Source organism: Ectothiorhodospira marina, from assembly GCF_900109495.1.
In the GTDB taxonomy this organism is placed as follows: domain Bacteria; phylum Pseudomonadota; class Gammaproteobacteria; order Ectothiorhodospirales; family Ectothiorhodospiraceae; genus Ectothiorhodospira; species Ectothiorhodospira marina.
The window spans coordinates 25,921-45,869 of the sequence record NZ_FOAA01000021.1; the positions used below are offsets into that span (position 1 = coordinate 25,921).

The following is a 19,949-nucleotide window of genomic DNA, read 5'->3' on the forward strand; positions in this document are numbered from 1 at the left end:
CTCATGCAGCCAACCCTTCGTATAATCGGAGGTTTAACCCCACTGCACTGAGAACTCATGAGCCAACTGAAAAACGATCGCTTCCTCCGGGCCCTGATGCGCCAACCGGTGGACACCACCCCCGTCTGGATCATGCGCCAGGCTGGCCGGTACCTGCCGGAATACCGCGAAACCCGCGCCCGCGCCGGTAGCTTCATGGACCTGTGCCAAAACCCGGAGCTGGCCTGCGAAGTCACCATGCAGCCGCTGGATCGCTTCCCCCTGGATGCCGCCATCCTGTTCTCCGACATCCTCACCATCCCCGACGCCATGGGGCTGGGCCTGTACTTCGCTGAGGGCGAAGGCCCGCGCTTCGAGCGCCCGGTGCAGGACGCCAAGGCCATCCGCGCCCTGGGCGTGCCCGACCCGGAAGACAAGCTGCGCTATGTGATGGACGCCGTACGCCTGATCCGCAAGGAACTGGACGGTCGCGTGCCGCTCATCGGCTTCTCCGGCAGCCCCTGGACCCTGGCCACCTACATGGTGGAAGGCAGCTCCTCCAAGGACTTCGCCCTCCTCAAGGGCATGATGTTCGATGACCCGGACACCCTGCACCACCTGCTGGGCGTGCTGGCCGACACCGTCATCGCCTACCTGAACGCCCAGATTGCCGCTGGCGCCCAGGCCGTGATGGTCTTCGATACCTGGGGCGGCGCCCTCAGCCCCGAGAACTATCGCAAGTTCTCCCTGCAGTACATGCAGCGCATCGTCGACGGCCTGACCCGCGAAGCCGACGGCCGCCGCGTGCCCGTGGTGCTGTTCACCAAGGGCGGCGCCCAGTGGCTGGAAGACATGGCCGACACCGGCTGCGACGCCCTGGGCCTGGATTGGACAGTGGAAATCAACGAAGCCCGCCAGCGCGTCGGCGACCGCGTGGCCTTGCAGGGCAACATGGACCCGTCCGTGCTGTATGCCTCCCCCGAAAAGGTCCGGGAAGAGACCAAGAAGATCCTGGCCGGCTTCGGCAAGGGCAGCGGCCACGTGTTCAACCTGGGCCACGGCATCCATCCGAAGATCAATCCCGAGCATGTTGCCGCCATGGTGGAAACGGTGCATGAGGAAGGTCGGAAGTACCACGACTGAGGCTTGATGGTTGAACGTTTGGGGCAGGGGCACCGCAAGCTCCGGCCGGGCGCTTCTCGAAGCGCCCCTACGGGTGTGGAGCCCCTCCCAAACCACCAAGGGTCGTCCACAAACCACGACCCCGTACGGATTATTCGCAAACCACGACCCCGTACGGGTCGTTCGCGAACGACCCGCGCGGCGGCCCCGATCTAGCCACCAGCCCCAAAACCGCACCGAGGGGCACCGCAAGCTCCGGCCGGGCGCTTCTCGAAGCGCCCCTACAGGTGTGGAGCCCCTACTCCGTTAGCAACCGCTCCACCTCCCTCACCCCTGCCCGCCGCATGGGACGCCCATCCACCGGGCTCGGTGGCGGCTGTCGGATGCCATCCACCGGGAACACCACCGCATCCACATCCACCCCCTCGGCACCAAACTCGATACACGGGTAAAACACATGCCCCTGCGCGCCCCGCAAACGCCGCTCGTCACTGCGCCAGGTCACCCCCCGATCCTGCAGATAGAAGATCACCTCCTCCACGCTGTCGGCGAACACATGCAGCGTGAGCTCATCCCGCCCATTCACGATCCCCGCCAGCACCGGACCCACCAGACGCGGGTTGAATGGCTCCAGCAATTGCATGGCCTGCACCGCCATCCGCCGCAGGTGCGTGAGCCGCTGCCGGGATTCGTCATCCTCGAATAACCGCTGACGCTCAAACACCGCTTCCTCGATCTCGGTGTTGCGCGGCAGGTTGCGGGTTTGACCCGCCCCCAGCCGATCGGCTGCCTTGCGCTTGGCCAGACGGTAATCCACCACACCCTCATCCAGGATGATGCGCGCAGCCTCTTCGGCGATCATCTGCCGTACACGGACGTCATTGATGGACATGGAAGGCCTCCTGGATTCGGTGAAGAACAGGCCCTCACCCCAACCCCTCTCCCGCCAGCGGGAGAGGGGTCCTGACAAGGGGACAGCCCCCTTTACTCCCTCCCTTCTCCCCCCAGGGGAGAAGGGCCGGGGATGAGGGGAAAGCGGCGGGCACCCACCCACAACCCACCTCAAAAAATCTGATCCGGCGTCACATCGCCCCGACTCGGCCCGGAACGCTCATCCGCCCCCAGATCAGGCAACTGATCCTGGGTGAAGGTTTCAAAGATCGCCTGCTGCGTGCGATGGGTCACCCGCTTTCCTGTCTCCGCGTCGATCCGTACCGTGACCATGCCCCGCGGTTCCTTCGGCAGGCGCTCCGGGCGCCCTTCCAGGGCCTTGCCCATGAAATCCACCCACACCGGCAGGGCCAACGAACCTCCCGTCTCCCGACGACCCAAGGTGGAATAGTCATCAAACCCCACCCATACCGACGCCACCAGGTCCCCATTGAAGCCACTGAACCAGGCATCCCGCAGGTCATTGGTGGTACCTGTCTTGCCCGCCAGATCATCCCGACCCAGGGCCTTGGCCCGGCGACCGGTGCCGCTGGCGATCACCTCCTGCAGCATACTCACCATCTGATAGGCATTGGTGGCCGGCAGCGTGCGCTCGGCCGGCACGAACCGAGGCGCATCGGGAGCCGACCCATCCAGGGCGGCCCCCTCCACCGCCACCAAGTCGCCATCCGGGTGCGCCGGCACCTGACAAGGCGGCGAGCACACCCGGCGCGGTACCGTACGATACACCACCTCCCCATACGGGCCTTCTATCCGGTCCAGAAACCACGGATCCACTCGATACCCGCCATTGGCAAACACCGCATAGCCCCGGGTCAGCTCCAGCGGCGTCACCGACCCACTACCCAGCGCCAGGGATAACCCCGACGGATGCCGTGAACGGTCAAAACCGAAGCGCTCAATGAACGCCAGCGTGGGCTCCACACCCACCTCATCCAGCAAGCGAATGGACACCAGATTGCGGGAGTGGGCCAGGGCCTCCCGCAACCGGGTAGGCCCATAGAAACGGCCACTGTAGTTCCGCGGTCGCCAATCCCCCTCCAGGGACAGATCCTCCACCACCACCGGCGCATCATTGAATATCGAGGCCGGTGAAAAGCCATGAGCCAGACCCGCTGAATAAATGAATGGCTTGAAGGCTGACCCCGGCTGACGCTCGGCCCGCATCACCCGATTGAAATTGCTGCGATAGAAATCGTACCCACCCACCAGAGCACGCACCGCCCCATCCTCTGGATCCAGGGCCACGATGGACCCCTCCACCGCCGGCACCTGGGCCAGGACCCAGCCCCCACCCTCATCGCCCCGCATCACCCGGATCACATCCCCCGGGCTCACCACATCCGAGACCCGCTGCGGCGGGTTGCCCACTCGCGAAGCATCCCTGTAGGGGCGAGCCCATTCCATGGCCGCCAGATCCAGCTCGATCGCCTCACCCTGCCCCATGTATACCGTGGCGGCCTGGTCACTCACCTCAGTGACCAAACCCGCCCAGAGCCCACCGCCGGCACGGGGGTGCCCGGCCAGCAGGCGATCCCGGGCCGCCTCATCCGCGTGATCATCCAGATCCACCTGGGCCTCCGGCCCCCGGTAACCATGACGTTGGTCATAGGCCATCAGCCCCTGCCGCAGGGCCAGATTGGCCTGCTCCTGCATGGCCCGGTCCACGGTGGTATAGACCCGGTACCCCTCGGTATAGGCCGATTCCCCATAACGGGCCACCATCTCCATGCGCACCATCTCGGCCACATGCCCGGCGCTCACCTCCACCTCGGCCGAGTGCAGCAGGGCGGTAATCGGCGCCTCCCGGGCAGCCTCGTAATCCTCACTGGAGATAAAGCCCAGCTCATGCATGCGCCCCAGCACATAGTTGCGTCGTGCCATGGCCCGACGCGGATTGCTGATGGGATTGGCGGCGGAAGGCGCCTGCGGCAGGCCCGCGATCATCGCGATTTGCGGTAGCGTGAGCCCATCCAGACCCACGCCGTAGTAAACATGCGCCGCGGCCCCCACGCCGTAAGCACGCTGCCCCAGATAGATCTTGTTCAGGTAAAGCTGAAGGATTTCATCCTTGGACAACTCCCGCTCAATGCGCATGGCCAGGAAGATCTCCGTGATCTTGCGCGTATAGGTCTTGTCCCGCTCGAGGAAAAAATTGCGCGCCACCTGCATGGTGATGGTACTGCCACCCTGCGTCTTTTCGCCGGTGGTGACCAGATTCACCGCCGCCCGGGTGAGCCCGACGACATCCACGCCCGGATGCACCTCGAAACGCTCATCCTCGGCCGCCAGAAAGGCCAGGCGCATGAGCTCCGGCACCTCTTCCACTGTCACTGGCTCGCGGCGTTGTTCGCCGTATTCGGCCATCAGCTCGCCATCGCGGGTGAACACCCGCAGCGGCACCTGCAAGTGCACCTCCCGCAGCGTGTCCACCTCCGGCATCTGGGGTGCCACATAAAGATAGGCGCCCACCACCGCAACCACCCCCAGGGTGAGCGCAGCCAGGGCGGCGGAAACAAGAACACGCAGGGATACAAGGAAAAATTTCATCAAAAAAGTCCGTCATTTGGAATCGGACGGCAGGTCATCCGCCTAAAACCACCGCCCCTCGGGCACTTACCGACAGGGGGCCTGTTTTGCAGAAGACTACGGTAGTAATTACCGGGAGTTGGGACTAGTATTTGGTAAAAAATATAAGCTACCCAACCCTCGAGCCGCAATGAGATAAGGGGTTACCGTGTTAGGACTCGGCCGCAAAACCCCCGCGCTGATAGGCATCGACATCAGCTCCACCTCCGTCAAACTGGTGGAACTGGCGGGCTCTCCCGGCAAGCTCCGGGTGGAAGCCTACGCCGTGGAACCACTTCCCGGCAGCGCGGTGGTGGAAAAGAACATACAGGAAGTGGAGGCCGTAGGCGAAGCCATCCGCAAGGCCTACAAGCGCACCGGCAGCAAGACGCGCTTCTGCGCGCTGGCCGTGCCCTCCTCCGCCGTGATCACCAAAACCATCAACATGCCGGCCAACCTCAAACCGGACGAGCTGGAAGGTCAGATCCAGATCGAGGCCGATCAGTACATCCCCTACGCCCTGGAAGAAGTGAACCTGGACTTCGAGGTGGTCGGCCCCACCCCCAAGAATCCCGAGACCGTTGAGGTGCTGCTTTCCGCCTCCCGCCGGGAGAACGTGGACATGCGCGTGGCCGCCGCCGAGATCGGCGGCCTCACCCCCAAGGTCATGGACGTGGAAGCCTACGCCATCGAGCACAGTTACCCGCTGGTCACCGAACAGCTTCCCGACCTGGACACGGAGCTCCCCGTGGCCGTGGTGGACGTGGGCGCCACCATGACCTCCATCAACATCTTTTTGCACAACCACCTGATTTACACCCGCGAGCAGTCCTTCGGGGGCAAGCAACACACCGAGGAGATCATGCGCCGCTACGGCCTCTCCTACGAAGAGGCCGGTCAGGCCAAGAAAGAAGGCGGCCTGCCCGACAATTACGTGCCCGAAATCCTCGAGCCCTTCAAGGAGACCATGGCACAGCAGGTAAACCGCTTCCTGCAATTCTTCTTTGCCGCCAGCCCCCATGATCAGGTCTCGCAGGTCATCCTGGCCGGCGGTTGCGCGGCCATCCCCGGCGTGGACGAACTCATTGAGAGCCGGCTGAACACCCCCACCAGCATCGCCAACCCCTTCGGCCGCATGGCGCTGCACACCCGCATCAATCCGCAACGCCTGGGCAACGACGCCCCCGCCCTCATGATCGCCGCCGGGCTCGCCTTGAGGAGCTTCGACTGATGTCCCACATCAACCTACTCCCCTGGCGCGAGCAACGGCGCAAGGAGCAGCAAAAGGAATTCACCGTCCTCGCCGCCTTGGTGGGCCTGGGTTGCCTGATCGTCGTCTTCCTCACCCATGTGGCCATCAACACCCAGATTCAGGCCCAGGAACAGCGCAACAGCTTCCTGCAGAACGAGATCCGCATCCTGGACCGCCAGATCCGCGAAATCCGGGACCTGGAATCCACCCGCCAGGCCCTGCTCGATCGCATGGAAATCATCCAGGAACTCCAGGCCAGCCGCCCCCTGGCCGTGCGCCTGTTCGACGAACTGGTCAACACCCTGCCCCAGGGCACCTACCTCACCGGCATGACCCAGCGCGAGATGGCCCTGGAGATCACCGGCCGGGCCGAATCCAACGCCCGCGTGTCCGCCTTCATGCGTAACCTGGAAGGCTCCCCTTGGTTCAACGAACCGGTGCTGCAGGTGATCGAAACCCGCGACCAGGACGGCGTGCGCCTGAGCGACTTCCGCCTCACCGTGAGTCAGCGTGACCCGAACACGGACAATGACGAGGAGGCCTCGCAATGAAACTGGGCAGCCTGGACCTCAAGGACCTCAACGAACTCAATAACGTCGACCTGAAAACCGTCGGCAGCGCCCCCCTGGCGGTGCGCATCTTCCTGCTGGTGATCCTGGCCGCCGCCATCCTCGGCGTTGGCTACTGGTTCGACACCAAGAGCCAGTTGGAACGCCTGGAACGGACCCAGGCCCAGGAAAACCAACTGCGCCAACAGTTCGAGACCCGCCAGCGCCGCGCCGCCCTGCTGGACGACTACAAGGCCCAGCTGGAAGAGATGCAACGCAGCTTCGGCACCATGCTGCGGCAACTGCCCAGCCGCACCGAAATCCCCAACCTCCTGGTGGACGTCTCCCAGACCGGCCTCTCCGCCGGCCTGGAAATCGACCTGTTCCGCCCCGAGAATGAGCGCCGCCGCGGCTTTTATGCCGAAAAACCCATCCGGCTGCGCATGAAGGGCGATTACGAACAGGTGGCCGAGTTCACCAGTGGTGTCGCCGCCCTGCCCCGGATCGTCACCCTCCACGACATCACGCTGCGCCCGGACGGGGAGACCTCACGGCTGACCATGGAAGCCACCGCCAAGACCTACCGGTACCTGGATGATGTCGATGACTGATCCCACACACTCTGCGCCCGGTCGCCTCATCGCCGCCCTGGCAGCCGCCCTGGCAGCCGCCCTGTTGATGGTCGGCTGCGGCGGCGACCTCTCCGACCTGGAACGCTACGCGGAGCGCATCAAGCAGCGCCCCGGCGGGGAAATCGAACCCATCCCGGAAATCCCCCCGCAGGAGACCTTCACCTACCCCGGTCACGAGCGCGATCCCTTCGATTCATCCGTGATCGCCACCCGGGTGACCGAGGATGTGGGCCCGGAAAGCGATGTGACCATCGACCCGAACCGCCCCCCGGAATTCCTGGAACAATTCCCCCTGGACAGCCTGCGCATGGTCGGCACCATGGAGCAGGACGAGGTGCAATGGGCCCTGATCCGCACCCCTGAACGCAATATCCAGCGGGTGAAGGAAGGCAACTACATGGGCCAGAACCACGGGCGCATCGACCAGATCACGGACACGCGCATCGAGATCACCGAGATCGTGCCCGACGGCTTCGGCGGCTATCAGGAGCGGGAAGGCTCCGTCGCGCTCACAGAATAAGGTAACGAGGACACACCCCATGACACTGGCGACCCAGCGACGCTCCACGCCCCGGATTTCCGGCGCCGGGACTCTCCACCGGCGCATCACGGCCTTTCTGGTCCTGTGCCTGCTCATCCTGTGGGGGCACGCGGCCGCCGCCAGCCCCGACCGAGCGCTCCAGGAGATTGTGTACAACACCCTGCCCGGTGACCGCCTGCAGGTGATCATGCGCTTCTCCGAGCCGCCACCCGCCCCGGAGAGCTTCACCATCGACAACCCGGCCCGCCTGGCCCTGGACTTCCCCAACACCCGCTCTGCCGTGCGCGAGCGGCGCCAGGAGATCAACGTGGGCCTCACCCAGTCGGTGGACACCGTGGAGGCCCGCAACCGCACCCGTGTGGTCTTCAACCTGGTGCGCATGATGCGCTTCGACACCCGCATGGACGGCAACAACCTGGTGCTCACCCTCACCCCCGGCCCCACCCAGGCCGCCGCCCCCTCGCGCCCCATGCCCATCAGCGACGAACAACGGCGTACCGCCGGCGCGGACGACCGGGAAGTGTCCAACGTGGACTTCCGACGCGGCCCCGATGGCGAAGGCCGTGTGATCATCCAGCTCACCGACCCGCACACCCCTGTGGATGTGCGCGAACGCGACGGCCGCATCGAACTGAATTTTGCCCGCACCGCCCTGCCGGAAGCACTGGAGCGCCGCCTGGACGTCACCGACTTCGCCACCCCGGTGCAAACCATCGACGCCGTGGGCGAGAGCGACCGGGTGCGCATCACCGTGGCCGCCCAGGGCGAATACGACGCCCTCTCCTACCAGACCGACGAACAGTTCACCCTGGAGGTCAAACCCCTCACCCGCGAGGAACGCGAGGCCCTGGAGCGGGAGCGCTTCCAGTACACCGGCGAGCGCCTGTCGCTGAATTTCCAGGACATCGAAGTGCGCTCCGTGCTGCAGCTCATCGCCGACTTCACCGACCTGAACGTGGTGGTCAGCGACACCGTGGGCGGCAACATCACCCTGCGCCTGCGCAACGTGCCCTGGGACCAGGCCCTGGACATCATCCTGCAAACCCGCGGCCTGGACATGCGCGAGAGCGGCAACGTGCTGTACGTGGCCCCGGCGGATGAGATTGCCGCGCGGGAGCGGCAGCAGATGGAAGCCCAACAGCAAACGGCCGAGCTGGCCCCCCTGCGAGCCGAGTTCATTCAGGTGAATTATGCAAGGGCGGAGGATGTGGCGAATATCATCGAAAGCGATGGGATCAGTTTCCTGTCCGAGCGAGGCAGCATCAAGGTGGATTCACGCACCAACACCCTGCTGGTGCAGGACACCGCGTCCAAACTGCAGGAGATCCGCGGCCTCATCACCAATCTGGATGTGCCCGTTCAGCAGGTGTTGATCGAAACACGCATCGTGGTGGCCACCGATGACTTCGCCCGTGACCTGGGTGTACGCTTCGGCGTTACCGGTCGCGATCGCACGGGGCGCACTCAAATCGGTACCAGCGCCAACCTCTCCGGCGCTGCCGATGCCCTCGCCGGGAACATCCCCGACATCACCGATCGCCTTAACGTCAACCTCCCGGTGACCGACTCCGGTGCCGGCAGTATTGGCGTATCCATCCTGCGTCCCGATGTACTGCTGGACCTGGAACTCACCGCCCTCCAGGTGGAAGGTCGGGGCGAAATCATCTCCACGCCACGGGTGATCACCGCCAATGGCCAGACCGCCATCATCAAGCAGGGCGAAAGCATCCCCTACCAGGAAGCCACCGCCTCCGGCGCCACCAGCGTGCAATTTGTGGATGCCGTACTCTCCACGGAAGTCACCCCGCAGATCACACCCAACGGCAACATCATCCTGAACATCAAGGTCAACCGCGACAATCCCGGCTCACGAGAAGTGCTTGGCACCCCCTCCATCGAAACCCGCGAGGTGCAAACCCAGGTGTTCGTGCGCAACGGCGAAACCGTGGTGCTGGGGGGTATCTACGAGATCAGCACCCTGGAGCAGTTGACCAAGACCCCGTTCCTGGGTGACCTGCCCATCCTCGGCAACCTGTTCAAGCAACGCTCACGCGAAGAAACCAAGGCCGAACTGCTGGTGTTTGTAACGCCCAAGATTGTGGAAGAGGCGGTGGTGAATGAGTAAGACTGGCACCGATGAACAAAGGCCATCCCTTGGAAACAGCCAGGCCACACAATCCATAAAAGGACGCCCCCTGATGAAAGGGCTCAAAAACATGAAAGAACTTTCGTTGATACACAGACTTTTATTTGGGCTTATCTCACTGACCTTCATCTTGGCGGTTAGCGCCTGCGGAGGTGGTGACGACGACGGATTTGTCCCTGATGACGACGACCTTAAAACCAAACAAACTAATCCAGGCCAACCTGCTACACCTATTACGCTTGAAGGTTCTGGAGATGATGTGCTGGAGTTTTCAACCCAGCAGGATGGGCCAGTATATTTTGACCTTCAACACACTGGCACTGGTGTGTTTTTCGTCGACATTCTTAATTTGGAGGCCGAACAACTCCAGTCGCTCCTTATAAATAGTGGTGACGTAGATGTAAGGCGCGTCGCAAACCTCGATGCAGGCTCATACCTTTTAGATATCGAAGCCGGGGGTGACTGGAGCATTATCATAACCCCGCCAAGTCAAGGCACACCGGATGTGGGTACTGACATACCGTCACCGGTTGTTAAACAGCTTTCACTTAGGAGTAGCGCTCAGCAGATGGACTCATCTGGCACAGTACCTGTCACTCTCACCGCTCTAGCACGGGATGCTAACAATACAGTTATTGAAGGTGCATCCGTGCAATTCTCTTCCTCTGATGATGATGTTGCCATTGAGATTATCCACGCCACAACCAATGCATCAGGCATAGCCGAAGCCAAGATAATCAATCTCAATCAAAATACAGACCGATTTGTTACCGTGAGAGCTACCGCCGGGGAGCAAACAGCCATCACTCGGATTCAAGTTACTGACGAAACTTTCGATCCCCCAGCCCAAATCTTCTTCTCAGGAACAAAAGAAGGCACCGAGACGTTTAGTGTGCGAGAAAATGGAACCATTTTTTTAGAGATTCAACAGCAGGGCAACGGCATTTTAAACGCGTCAATCCGGGACAGCAATGGAAATATTGTGCACACCCTTTCCATCGCCTCCGGCACAGATGATTTATATTGGGCACAATTTCTTGAAGCCGGAGACTATACCATTGAGATATCAGGCTCAGCCGAATGGGATGCAGCCCTCACGCTACCCCAGCCAGCCAAAGAAACGGACTCAAGCGTCTACAGCGTCACATTGCTTAGCACGACGCCTCAGCTGCCATCTTCTGCTGACAGCCCCATCACCTTGACTGCCTTTATAAGGGACGCCAACAATGTGCTCATGAAAGACGTTCCCGTGCAGTTCTCCGCCGATAGCGAAACTGCAATTCAGGTTATTCGCGATATTACCGACGAGACAGGTACTGCTCAGGCAACACTAAACACATTAGACAATCGTGCTAACCGCACGGTAACTGCCTCCGCTACCGCTGATGGCCGAGTAGGCAATACACAGGTTCAAATCAGTGGAACCACACTATCAATAGCAGGGTCGAGCTCATCGATGATACTGGGTGACACCCTCACTCTGACAATTACGTTAAGAGATTCTGCAAACCGCCGAGTGCCTAATGAAGAGCTCGCTGTGTCCTCGAGCCGGGATAACAGCATCGATAATCCATCTCCAACGACCAACATTAACGGTCAAGCCATTGTCAACGTGACAGCCCAGCAGGGGGGACAAGATACTATTACCGTATCTGGTGCTGGCACCACCTCGGAATTCACCTTCAATGTCTCTACCGATACCCTTGCATTCATCAAACCGGATACCGATGCAGAAGTGGAATTGGGCACTCCCCAGGAAATTCGCGTGTTGTGGGAAAGCGCCGGCACTCCAGTTAATGGGCAAACTGTGCGTTTCACCGCTACGCGAGGCAATTTTAACCCAGCTAGTGGGGAAGTACTGACCGATGCAGACGGTGAAGCAACAATCGAAATAGATTCCACCACAGCCGGCCCCTCAATCATCACCGCAAATGCCAACAATGGACCTGAGGCCACGTCTGAAATCCTGTTTGTAGCTGCAGAAGCTGAGAAAATGATGCTACAAGCAAGCCCCGCAGTACTCGGCACGAACCCCGATAATCAGGACGCGGAACAAAGTGAGATCATAGCGATCATTCGAGATCCCGCTGGCAATCTTGTGAAGAACAAATTGATTCGCTTCAATTTGACAGACGTCACGGGCGGCTCGCTCTCACCTGCTGCCGCTATAACCGACGCCTTTGGTCGCGCAGCAACGACTTACACTGCGGGTAACAGTCCGAGTCAGCAAGATGGCATCGTAATTCGCGCTTGGGTTGACGATAAGCCCAGCGTGGAAGAGGAGGTAAAACTCACGACTGCCGAAAAATCCCTCTTCATTACACTCGGCACTGGCAATGTCATGGAAAAGCGAGACTCGGTTCGTTACGCCAAGCCCTACGGTGTATTGGTGACAGATGTTTCCGGTGGGCCAGTACCCAACGCCGAGGTCACCGTAGAGATCTGGCCCACCCAATACTTCAAGGGATTCTGGCAAAAGCCTTCTCCCACGCTTCCCTGGGAACAGGTAACGACGGCGGGACCATGTGCCAATGAAGATGTCAATCGGGATGGCATCCTGGATCCCGGCGAAGATTCCAATAATAATGATCTCTTGGACCCGGGCAATATAGTCACTCTCTCCATGCGAGAACTGACAACTGATAGCAGCGGTTTCGCCGACTTTGACGTAGTTTACTTCCAACAATTTGCTCAGTGGGTGGATGTAGAACTGCGTGCAAGAGCGACAGTAGAAGGGAGTGAGTCGACTGAAACCATTTACTTCAAGCTGCCGATCTTCGCAGAAGATGTTGACCCTGATTCCTCGAATCCCCCAGGAAATCCCAGCCCCTTTGGGCAGTCAGCTACCTGCGCTGACGATAGCTAAGAAATAAGTCGATGATGAACATCGTTGTGTAATAATCCACTTCAACAACTGGCCTGCTCGAGCTTCTTGATCGGGCAGGCCAATTACCGTTATTAAGGGCTTCTCAATCCGTTGAGTTTCCTCGACAAACACCCCACTTCCCTTACCCCCTAAGCGCACATCGCCTTCCGGCATCCTGCAGGCTTATTTCTCCCGCTCGCTCGATCTTGAGCAATCGCGCCTATGTGATTCGAAACGTTTGGGGGCATCAAACGAAGACTCCCAGTCATCCTCCCGGATTGCCCGTCCGTGCAGTTGCCCCATACCCCCATCCTAAGATGGGCTAAGCTCATCCTCATGAACAATCGTGGCTTCACACTCGTCGAGCTCATGGTCACCCTCTCGGTCGCCGCCATCCTCATGACAGTGGCAATACCGGGGTTTCTGAGTTTGCGCGTCAGCAACGCCCTTTCCACCCAGAGCAACGAACTGGTGGCGGCCATCAACTTGGCCCGCTCGGAGGCCATTCGTCGTAACGCCCGGGTTCGTGTCTGCCGTGTTGCCTCTGAAACCAGCACAGATTGTGCCGGTAGTTCGGCAAACTGGACGCACTGGGCAGTCGTGACCCCGGATGGAGTGGCACGTCTTGGTGAAGTAGATACCCTTGGAGGGCGGATCACGGTCTCCTCAGACCTTAACGCAGACACGCTAACCTTGGGCCCGGATGGTCTTGCGCGCAGTGGTTCAAGCCTGGCAACGGGTCATCACATCAGCATCGCTGCGGACGGGGGGAATAGCCAGCCTGTCCGTTGTTTGCGATTGGGGGCAGGCAGTCGCATTTCCGTGGAGCGCCAAAGCGGAGCGTGCTCATGAGCACCGCATACGATTTCACCTTTTCTTGTCTATCACCCGCGCACAAGGGCGCCGGGACATTGCAGCCATCCTCGGCCATTCGCTGGCAAGCTGGCGTGGGGCTCATCGAAGTGCTGGTTGCTGTCTTGATCCTGTCCCTGGGGCTTTTAGGGATGGCAGCCCTGCAAACCCGCGCCCTGCAAGCAAATCAGTGGTCCTTCCAGCAAGGGGTTGCGGTGATGCAGGCCTACGACATCGCCGACGCCATCCGCGCAGACGTCCCTGCCATGGAATCAGGCCATTTCAACGTGGACATGGCAGACGCGGCTCCCGGTGGCAGCAGTTATGCTGCTACAGCTGTTGCCGCATGGCGGGCCAACCTGACCAACCTGCTGGGCCCTGAGGCGTCAGGCTCCATCACCTGCGATGGGCAAACCTGCGAAATAGTCACACGCTGGAAAGATCTCAGGGCCGAACAAGGAGAGGAAGAAGACGACATGAGCATGAGAGAGATGCGCATCGAGTTTCGGCCATGAACAGATCCCACTCTTCGCCCATTCCCTGTCGATTGGCTGGTTTCAGCTTGGTGGAACTCATGATCGCCATTGTGCTGGGCCTGCTGGTCATTGCAGGAGCAGGCACCGTCTTTCTGACGAATCAGCAGGCCTATCGTACCAATGAGGCCCTCTCCCAGATCCAGGAGAGTTCGCGCATCGCCTTTGAACTGATCGCGATGGATGTACGACAAGCAGGTGCTTCGGCCTGTGGGCGCATGGAGAAGGTGGCGAATGTCCTCGCCGACAAGTCCGCCCGCGCATGGACCGATTCCATCGGCATCCAGGGTTTTGATGGTGGACAAGCGTCTGCTGATGCACCCTTTGGCACGGGCGTAAGCGATCGCGTCAACGGTACCGACGCGCTACGCGTTCAGGGGATGGACGAGACTGGTTTGTCCGTTGAGGAACACAAAGCAACCTCAGCACAGTTCAAGACCTCGGAAACCAATGATTTCCGTCCGGGCGAAATTTTGATGGTCTGCGATCTAGAGATCGCCTCCATCTTTCAGGTCACAGGACCCAATAACCCCGGCACCCAGAACGTGGAGGTGGTTCATAACACAGGCTCCAGCGTCACCCCAGGCAACTGCTCCAAAGGCCTGGGCTATCCCACGGAATGCACTACCAACGGCACCCCCTGGGAATATGGCTCTAATTCAATCATCGCTCGCCTCAAGGACCACCTTTGGTACATCGGCCATAATGGTCGTGCAAATGAGGGCGGGCGCTCGCTCTATCGCTACAGTTTGAGGTACGGGACTGAAGAGATCGTCTCAGGCGTGGAAGACATGCAAGTCCATTTCAAGCTCCCTGATGTGGCCGCCTGGCAGACTGCATCCGCTATCACTTCGGCTGCTGACTGGAAGCGAGTGGAGGCTGTGCAGATCCAATTTACCCTGGTCAGCGCCGCCGATAACGTGTCCACCGATACCAACGCTGCCGAAGGCCGATTGAGACGCCAACTCACCCATGTGGTTGCACTGAGAAATCGCCTGAAATGAACGCAACTTTGCCACACGAACACCCCCATTCCCAGCAGTCTGGCATGGCGCTGGTTGTCTCGCTGATCATACTGGTCATGGTGACCCTTGTTGCCATTTCTGGAATAGGCAACGTCACACTACAACAGCGCATCACCGGCCATCAGCAGGACAGAGCCCTGGCGTTTCAAGATACAGAGGCAGCGCTGCGTGTCGCTGAATCCTTGCTTGATGGCATCAATACACATCCCGATGACCTGGCTGATTATGAGGACTGCGGCGGCACCACGATCTGCGGCCCCATTCCCGAAAATACCTACACGGGCACGGCAAGCATCTGGCAAGACGTACCCCAAGGCCAGGCTCTTAGCCAAACGGTAACGGGGAGAACGCCGCAATACGCTCTCCAGTACATGGGCGAGGTAGACCTGCCGACCAAAGACCCGCAACGCGGATCTCGCAGCGCCGCATCGATGCAATACAGCAGTGAGGGTCGTGACAATACTATTGAAAGCGCCTTTGCTCACTATCGCATCACGGCCCGCAGTCATGATCCAGCCAACAGCGATGGCTCTTTGGTTGTGCTGCAGAGCACTTATCAAGTACCGAATTGAGCGCCTAGAGGTCAAGCCAGATAGTCCTCGGCCCACCCACACGAACCGCTGGAGAGTGGAACCATGTTACCCGCCCGGACGCTTCGTCATTCACCCCGTGCACGCTGGCCGTACCAGGTCTTCAACGGCCTCGCAGCCGCCACGTTGACCTTTGGCTGTCCGATGCTGGTCACCGCCACCGAAGTCGATATCTCCCCTATCCCATTGATCGCCAGCGTGGACGAGGTCCATCCACTGCTGGTACTCACTCCCTCAGTGGAGTGGCCTACGATTAACAGCGTGGCTAACGTGGATGGTAACTATTCTCCGAATGCCACCTATGTAGGCTATTTTGACGCGGACAAGTGCTATGGCTATCACTATGATTCCACAGATGAGTCAGAGCATCACTTCTTCCCCGTAAGCAACCCAGCAGGGCGCGACTGCAACAACACCCACTGGAGCGGAAATTTTCTCAACTGGGTGGCCACTCAAACTATCGATGCTTTCCGCCTGGCGCTCACCGGAGGTTATCGGATAAAGGACACGCTGGACGAAACCTGGCTGGAGAAAGCTCGTCACGATGGCCAAGGCACCACCAGCATTTATCCCAACCGTAGCCTGGATTCCGACACCCTCCAGGGTGCAACGCCGCTGAATGGATCCTCTGCAACGTTTCGCATACAAGGACTTGGAAACGAGATGCGCTTTCGCATCAACGGCACAAATACTGGTGAAAACATCCAAGCCTATAATCCCTCTGCAGAAACCACTGATGCACAAGGCTATAGATTGAGTGTCCGCGTTAAGGTATGCAACCCGGACGCAGGACTGGAGGATTTTTGCGTACAATACGGCGACGAGATTACAGGTTATCACTGGAAACCAGAGGGCCTGCTACAGGAATATGCGGACAAGATGCAGGTGGCAGTGTTCGGCTACCTTAATGACCACAGCATGTACCGCGATGGCGGGGTAATGCGCGCCCGCAAGAAATGGGTTGGTCCACAAAAATTCGTTCAAGGTGCTTGGCAGAACAATTCAGCCAGCGAGTGGGATCCGATCACGGGCATTCTCAAGCAAAATCCCGACATCGAAGATGCCACTGCTGGTTCCGCCAACATAGAAGACAGCGGAGCTATCAACTACCTCAATAAGTTCGGACAGATGACCGACAAGAGGCATAAAAGTCACGACCCAGTGAGCGAGCTCTTTTATGCAGCCCTGCGCTATTTGCGTAATGAAGGTAACGTGAGTGCTTATAGCAACCTCTCGGGAACCCAGGAGGCACAATACGAGCTGGCCGATGGCTTCCCGGTCATAGAGAACTGGGATGATCCCGTAGCTCAATGGTGCCAGCCAAATGCCATTCTCGGCATCGGGGACATCTACACTCACCGAGATAAGAACCTCCCCGGTACCACCGCCCGTGGAGACGAACCCGCCTCTCCCAGTGAAGTGAGCAGCGACGACGCAGTGGATGTCCATGCCTGGACTCAGCAGGTCGCTAGCATGGAAGGAGTCAATATCGGAACACCCTTTACCGGTCGGCAAAACTCGGCCTATATGGCCGGCTTGGCCTGGGATGCCAACGTCCGTGACCTACGCCCGGACCTGGAAGGCAAAACCCGGGCACGGACCTACTGGGTGGACGTTCTTGAAACTCGGTCACTTGAAGGGATGTCCCGTAATCAATTTGCACTAGCCGCCAAATACGGCGGCATGAAGGTACCGGAAAGCTTTGACCCCGACAACCTGCCAGACATCTTGCCTGAAGTGTGGTGGCATACTAACGGCGAGACCCTCACGCCCTTCGGCTCGAGGGGGGCGGGTCAAACAGCATTCAAGAAGCCCGACAATTTCTTCCTGGCGGGAGATGCCGAGGCCATGGTGGATGCCCTGAAGCAGGCTTTTGGGCGCATTGTTGCAGACACGGAGGGCTCCAGCGCCGCACTGGCTATCGACGGTGCCACCGTAGATGCCGAAGACGGTTCGCGGATTTTCCAGGTAACCTATACCACCGGGAGCTGGTCTGGGGAACTCGCGGCTTATGACCTGGACTCCTCCACCGGTGAACCCGAAGCTGCCGCAGCCTGGTATGCCTCTCTGGGCCTGCCCAACCACGGAGAACGTAATATCCGTGTCAATGCAGGCGGTACGGATACAGATTTTCTCTGGGGCAACCTGACTGCTGACCAACAGGCGGCCTTGGGCAGCCAGGCAGTTCTCGAATACTTACGGGGCGATAACAGCAACGAAGCCAGCCAGGATGGCATGCTTCGCACCCGCGTCAACCCATTGGGGGACATCGTTCATTCGCAACCTGTATTCGTGGGACCACCCAACCCTGAACTCTACGCCGATGAAGATTTCCCAGCTGCCGATACACATCCAGCCTTCGCCCAATCACTGGCGAGCCGACGGGAAGTCCTTTATGTAGGGGCGAATGACGGGATGCTTCATGTCCTCGATGTCGATACCGGAACGGAAATTTACGCCTTTGTACCATCAGCCGCCATTGAGCAGGGTATGGCAACTCTGGCCGCGCCGAGTTATGAACACCGTTACCTTGTAGATGGTGAAATTACCGTGGCAGACGTGCCCGACAGCAACGCGAACAATGGCTGGCGGAGTGTTCTGGTGGGTACTATGGGTCGGGGCGGACGCGCAATCTTCGCCCTGGACGTGACCGATCCCGACAACATCTCCTTCCTGTGGGAAAAGAGTGCCAATGACATATCTGCACTAGGCAACGTTCTCGGTAAGCCCATGATCGCACCGATCGCAGATGGGACCTGGCGAGTGATTGTGGCCAATGGCCCCAATGGGCAGAACGGCGAACCCGCCCTGATTCAGCTGGATGTTTTCAATGGTACCGCCAATTCCACATTGCTGGGTGAAGCTGGCGAAAATGGACTCACGGGAATTGAGGTCTGGGACTCAAATAATGATGGCTACTATGACATCGCTTACGGGGGAGATCTAAAGGGCAACTTATGGAAGATTGGCCTGAATAGTGGCACCAGCACGCTCCTTTTTACGGCCAAAGACGACAATGGAGTTGCTCAGCCTATCAGTGCCGCACCCATCGCAGCTTATGATGCCATTGACGAAAAAACCTGGGTATTCTTTGGCACGGGTCGCTATCTCAATGAGACGGACCTTGGCACCACCCAAGTACAAAGTTGGTACGGGCTTATTGATGAGGGAACCACGATTCCCGGTCGCTTCGACTTACTCGAACGCAGTATCGGAGCACACAACGTAGTGCCCCATGGCAATGCGGAACGTGAGGTTCGCAATATGGAACGCGGAGATGCCGGAGATCTAGGTAACCGAGATGGCTGGTATATCGACTTGAAGTTCAACAATACTGTTGATGGCGAACGTATGATCATCCCTAACCAGATCTTTGGCCCTGCCCTGGTGGGCACGACTCGCATGCCCAACACGGATGATCCCTGCCGCCCCACTGGTCGCGGGTTCGTTTACGCCATCAATCCCTTCTCTGGAGCCGCTTTGGATGTGCCCTTCTTTATTCTCCGCGATCCAGATGGCGAACAGGTGGGGTATGATGCCGTGGGTTTTGACTCGCCCCCCTCCCAACCGGTTTTCGTGCGAGTAGATGGTGAACCGCGGATGCTCACCTCCTTGGAGGACCAGCGTATTGTTAAGGATGAGGTAGACGGAAGGTTAATTGATCAACCGCTTGGTAGCCGCCTATCTTGGCGGGAGTTACGGGCACCATGAGAAAAAATCCTGCTCCATTCATGGCTTTCAGCAAATCCATCTGCCAACCATTTACTTTAAGAAGAGAGTCTGACCTGATGCATCTATCTCCCAAGGGCTTTACCCTGATAGAGGTCATGATCACAGTAGCTATCATTGGCATCCTGGCCTCCATCGCGTACCCGTCCTATACGCGCTATGTGGAGCGCACCCAGGTCTCAGACGGCAAGGTGGCCCTCTCCGAGGCAGCTCAACGCATGGAGCGTTGTTACACGAGCGAAATGACTTACGCCAACTGTACGATCGCCAACCAATCTCCCGAAGGCTATTACAGTATTTCAGCTCAGGCTGACGCCTCTAGCTACACCCTCACCGCCACCGGCGCAGACGGACGAGTAGCTGCGGAAAGTTCTGAGTGCCACACCCTTACACTCAATCACCAAGGCGCACGTACCCCGGGAAGTTGCTGGTAGGGATTGGACCGATCAGGATGCACGGGGCAGCGTGACATAGTAAAAGGTGCAAAGAACAGGGAGAATCACATTTCCTGAGGGAAAAGATCTGAATCCGTGGCGAATCTCGCCCGCCCGGCCAGAAATCCGCCCTGGCAGGGGCGCGATCCCGCGAAGGATGCTGTGACCGGTGGCCAACCAG

Annotated in this window: 15 protein-coding genes; 13 read left to right on the forward strand and 2 right to left on the reverse strand. The window is 59.4% G+C overall.

Annotated elements, in window-relative coordinates:
• Nucleotides 1-57: 57 nt before the first annotated feature.
• A complete protein-coding gene (hemE, locus tag BMY52_RS14065; protein WP_090255490.1) occupies nucleotides 58-1,122 on the forward strand; it encodes a uroporphyrinogen decarboxylase in 1,065 nt (354 codons plus the stop codon).
• A 277-nt stretch (nucleotides 1,123-1,399) separates the two neighbouring features.
• Here hemE and BMY52_RS14070 read toward each other — a convergent pair whose 3' ends face one another.
• Entirely contained in the window at nucleotides 1,400-1,993 is a 594-nt protein-coding gene (locus BMY52_RS14070) for a hypothetical protein (protein WP_090255492.1), read from the reverse strand.
• Nucleotides 1,994-2,163: 170 nt separating this feature from the next.
• Nucleotides 2,164-4,602, reverse strand: a complete 2,439-nt coding sequence (locus BMY52_RS14075; RefSeq protein ID WP_090255494.1) for a penicillin-binding protein 1A — start codon at nucleotides 4,600-4,602, stop codon at nucleotides 2,164-2,166.
• A gap of 187 nt (nucleotides 4,603-4,789) precedes the next feature.
• Between BMY52_RS14075 and BMY52_RS14080 the strand changes: the two genes are divergently transcribed.
• The 12 genes from BMY52_RS14080 (at nucleotide 4,790) to BMY52_RS14135 (ending at nucleotide 19,768) form a co-directional block, all read left to right on the forward strand.
• The gene (locus tag BMY52_RS14080) at nucleotides 4,790-5,851 is read left to right on the forward strand and encodes a pilus assembly protein PilM (RefSeq protein ID WP_090255495.1); all 1,062 of its coding nucleotides are present in this window, start codon (nucleotides 4,790-4,792) and stop codon (nucleotides 5,849-5,851) included.
• Nucleotides 5,851-6,423: a PilN domain-containing protein gene (locus tag BMY52_RS14085; RefSeq protein WP_090255498.1), complete on the forward strand. Its 573-nt coding sequence runs from the start codon at nucleotides 5,851-5,853 to the stop codon at nucleotides 6,421-6,423. The genes BMY52_RS14080 and BMY52_RS14085 overlap by 1 nt, the downstream gene beginning before the upstream one ends.
• A complete protein-coding gene (locus tag BMY52_RS14090) occupies nucleotides 6,420-7,031 on the forward strand; it encodes a type IV pilus inner membrane component PilO (RefSeq protein WP_090255500.1) in 612 nt (203 codons plus the stop codon). Before BMY52_RS14085 ends, BMY52_RS14090 begins: the two co-directional genes overlap by 4 nt.
• Nucleotides 7,024-7,572 carry a pilus assembly protein PilP gene (locus BMY52_RS14095; RefSeq protein WP_090255502.1) on the forward strand — a complete coding sequence of 183 codons (549 nt, stop codon included), beginning with the start codon at nucleotides 7,024-7,026 and terminating at the stop codon, nucleotides 7,570-7,572. Before BMY52_RS14090 ends, BMY52_RS14095 begins: the two co-directional genes overlap by 8 nt.
• Before the next feature lie 19 nt (nucleotides 7,573-7,591).
• Nucleotides 7,592-9,718 carry a type IV pilus secretin PilQ gene (locus tag BMY52_RS14100; protein ID WP_090255505.1) on the forward strand — a complete coding sequence of 709 codons (2,127 nt, stop codon included), beginning with the start codon at nucleotides 7,592-7,594 and terminating at the stop codon, nucleotides 9,716-9,718.
• Between the two features lie 73 nt (nucleotides 9,719-9,791).
• A complete protein-coding gene (locus BMY52_RS14105) occupies nucleotides 9,792-12,605 on the forward strand; it encodes an Ig-like domain-containing protein (protein WP_090255507.1) in 2,814 nt (937 codons plus the stop codon).
• A 369-nt stretch (nucleotides 12,606-12,974) separates the two neighbouring features.
• On the forward strand, nucleotides 12,975-13,457 hold the full coding sequence (locus tag BMY52_RS14110) for a GspH/FimT family pseudopilin (protein WP_245740914.1): 483 nt from the start codon (nucleotides 12,975-12,977) through the stop codon (nucleotides 13,455-13,457).
• Complete coding sequence (gene pilV, locus BMY52_RS14115; protein WP_090255509.1) at nucleotides 13,454-13,972, forward strand: type IV pilus modification protein PilV; 519 nt, start codon at nucleotides 13,454-13,456, stop codon at nucleotides 13,970-13,972. The genes BMY52_RS14110 and pilV overlap by 4 nt, the downstream gene beginning before the upstream one ends.
• The gene (locus tag BMY52_RS14120) at nucleotides 13,969-14,994 is read left to right on the forward strand and encodes a PilW family protein (protein WP_143050497.1); all 1,026 of its coding nucleotides are present in this window, start codon (nucleotides 13,969-13,971) and stop codon (nucleotides 14,992-14,994) included. Before pilV ends, BMY52_RS14120 begins: the two co-directional genes overlap by 4 nt.
• A gap of 44 nt (nucleotides 14,995-15,038) precedes the next feature.
• Nucleotides 15,039-15,587 (forward strand): pilus assembly PilX family protein, encoded by a 549-nt coding sequence (locus BMY52_RS14125; protein ID WP_177169982.1) that lies wholly within the window; start codon nucleotides 15,039-15,041, stop codon nucleotides 15,585-15,587.
• 63 nt (nucleotides 15,588-15,650) lie between these two features.
• A complete protein-coding gene (locus BMY52_RS14130) occupies nucleotides 15,651-19,316 on the forward strand; it encodes a pilus assembly protein (RefSeq protein ID WP_090255515.1) in 3,666 nt (1,221 codons plus the stop codon).
• A 77-nt stretch (nucleotides 19,317-19,393) separates the two neighbouring features.
• A complete protein-coding gene (locus tag BMY52_RS14135; protein WP_090255527.1) occupies nucleotides 19,394-19,768 on the forward strand; it encodes a type IV pilin protein in 375 nt (124 codons plus the stop codon).
• Nucleotides 19,769-19,949 lie beyond the last annotated feature (181 nt).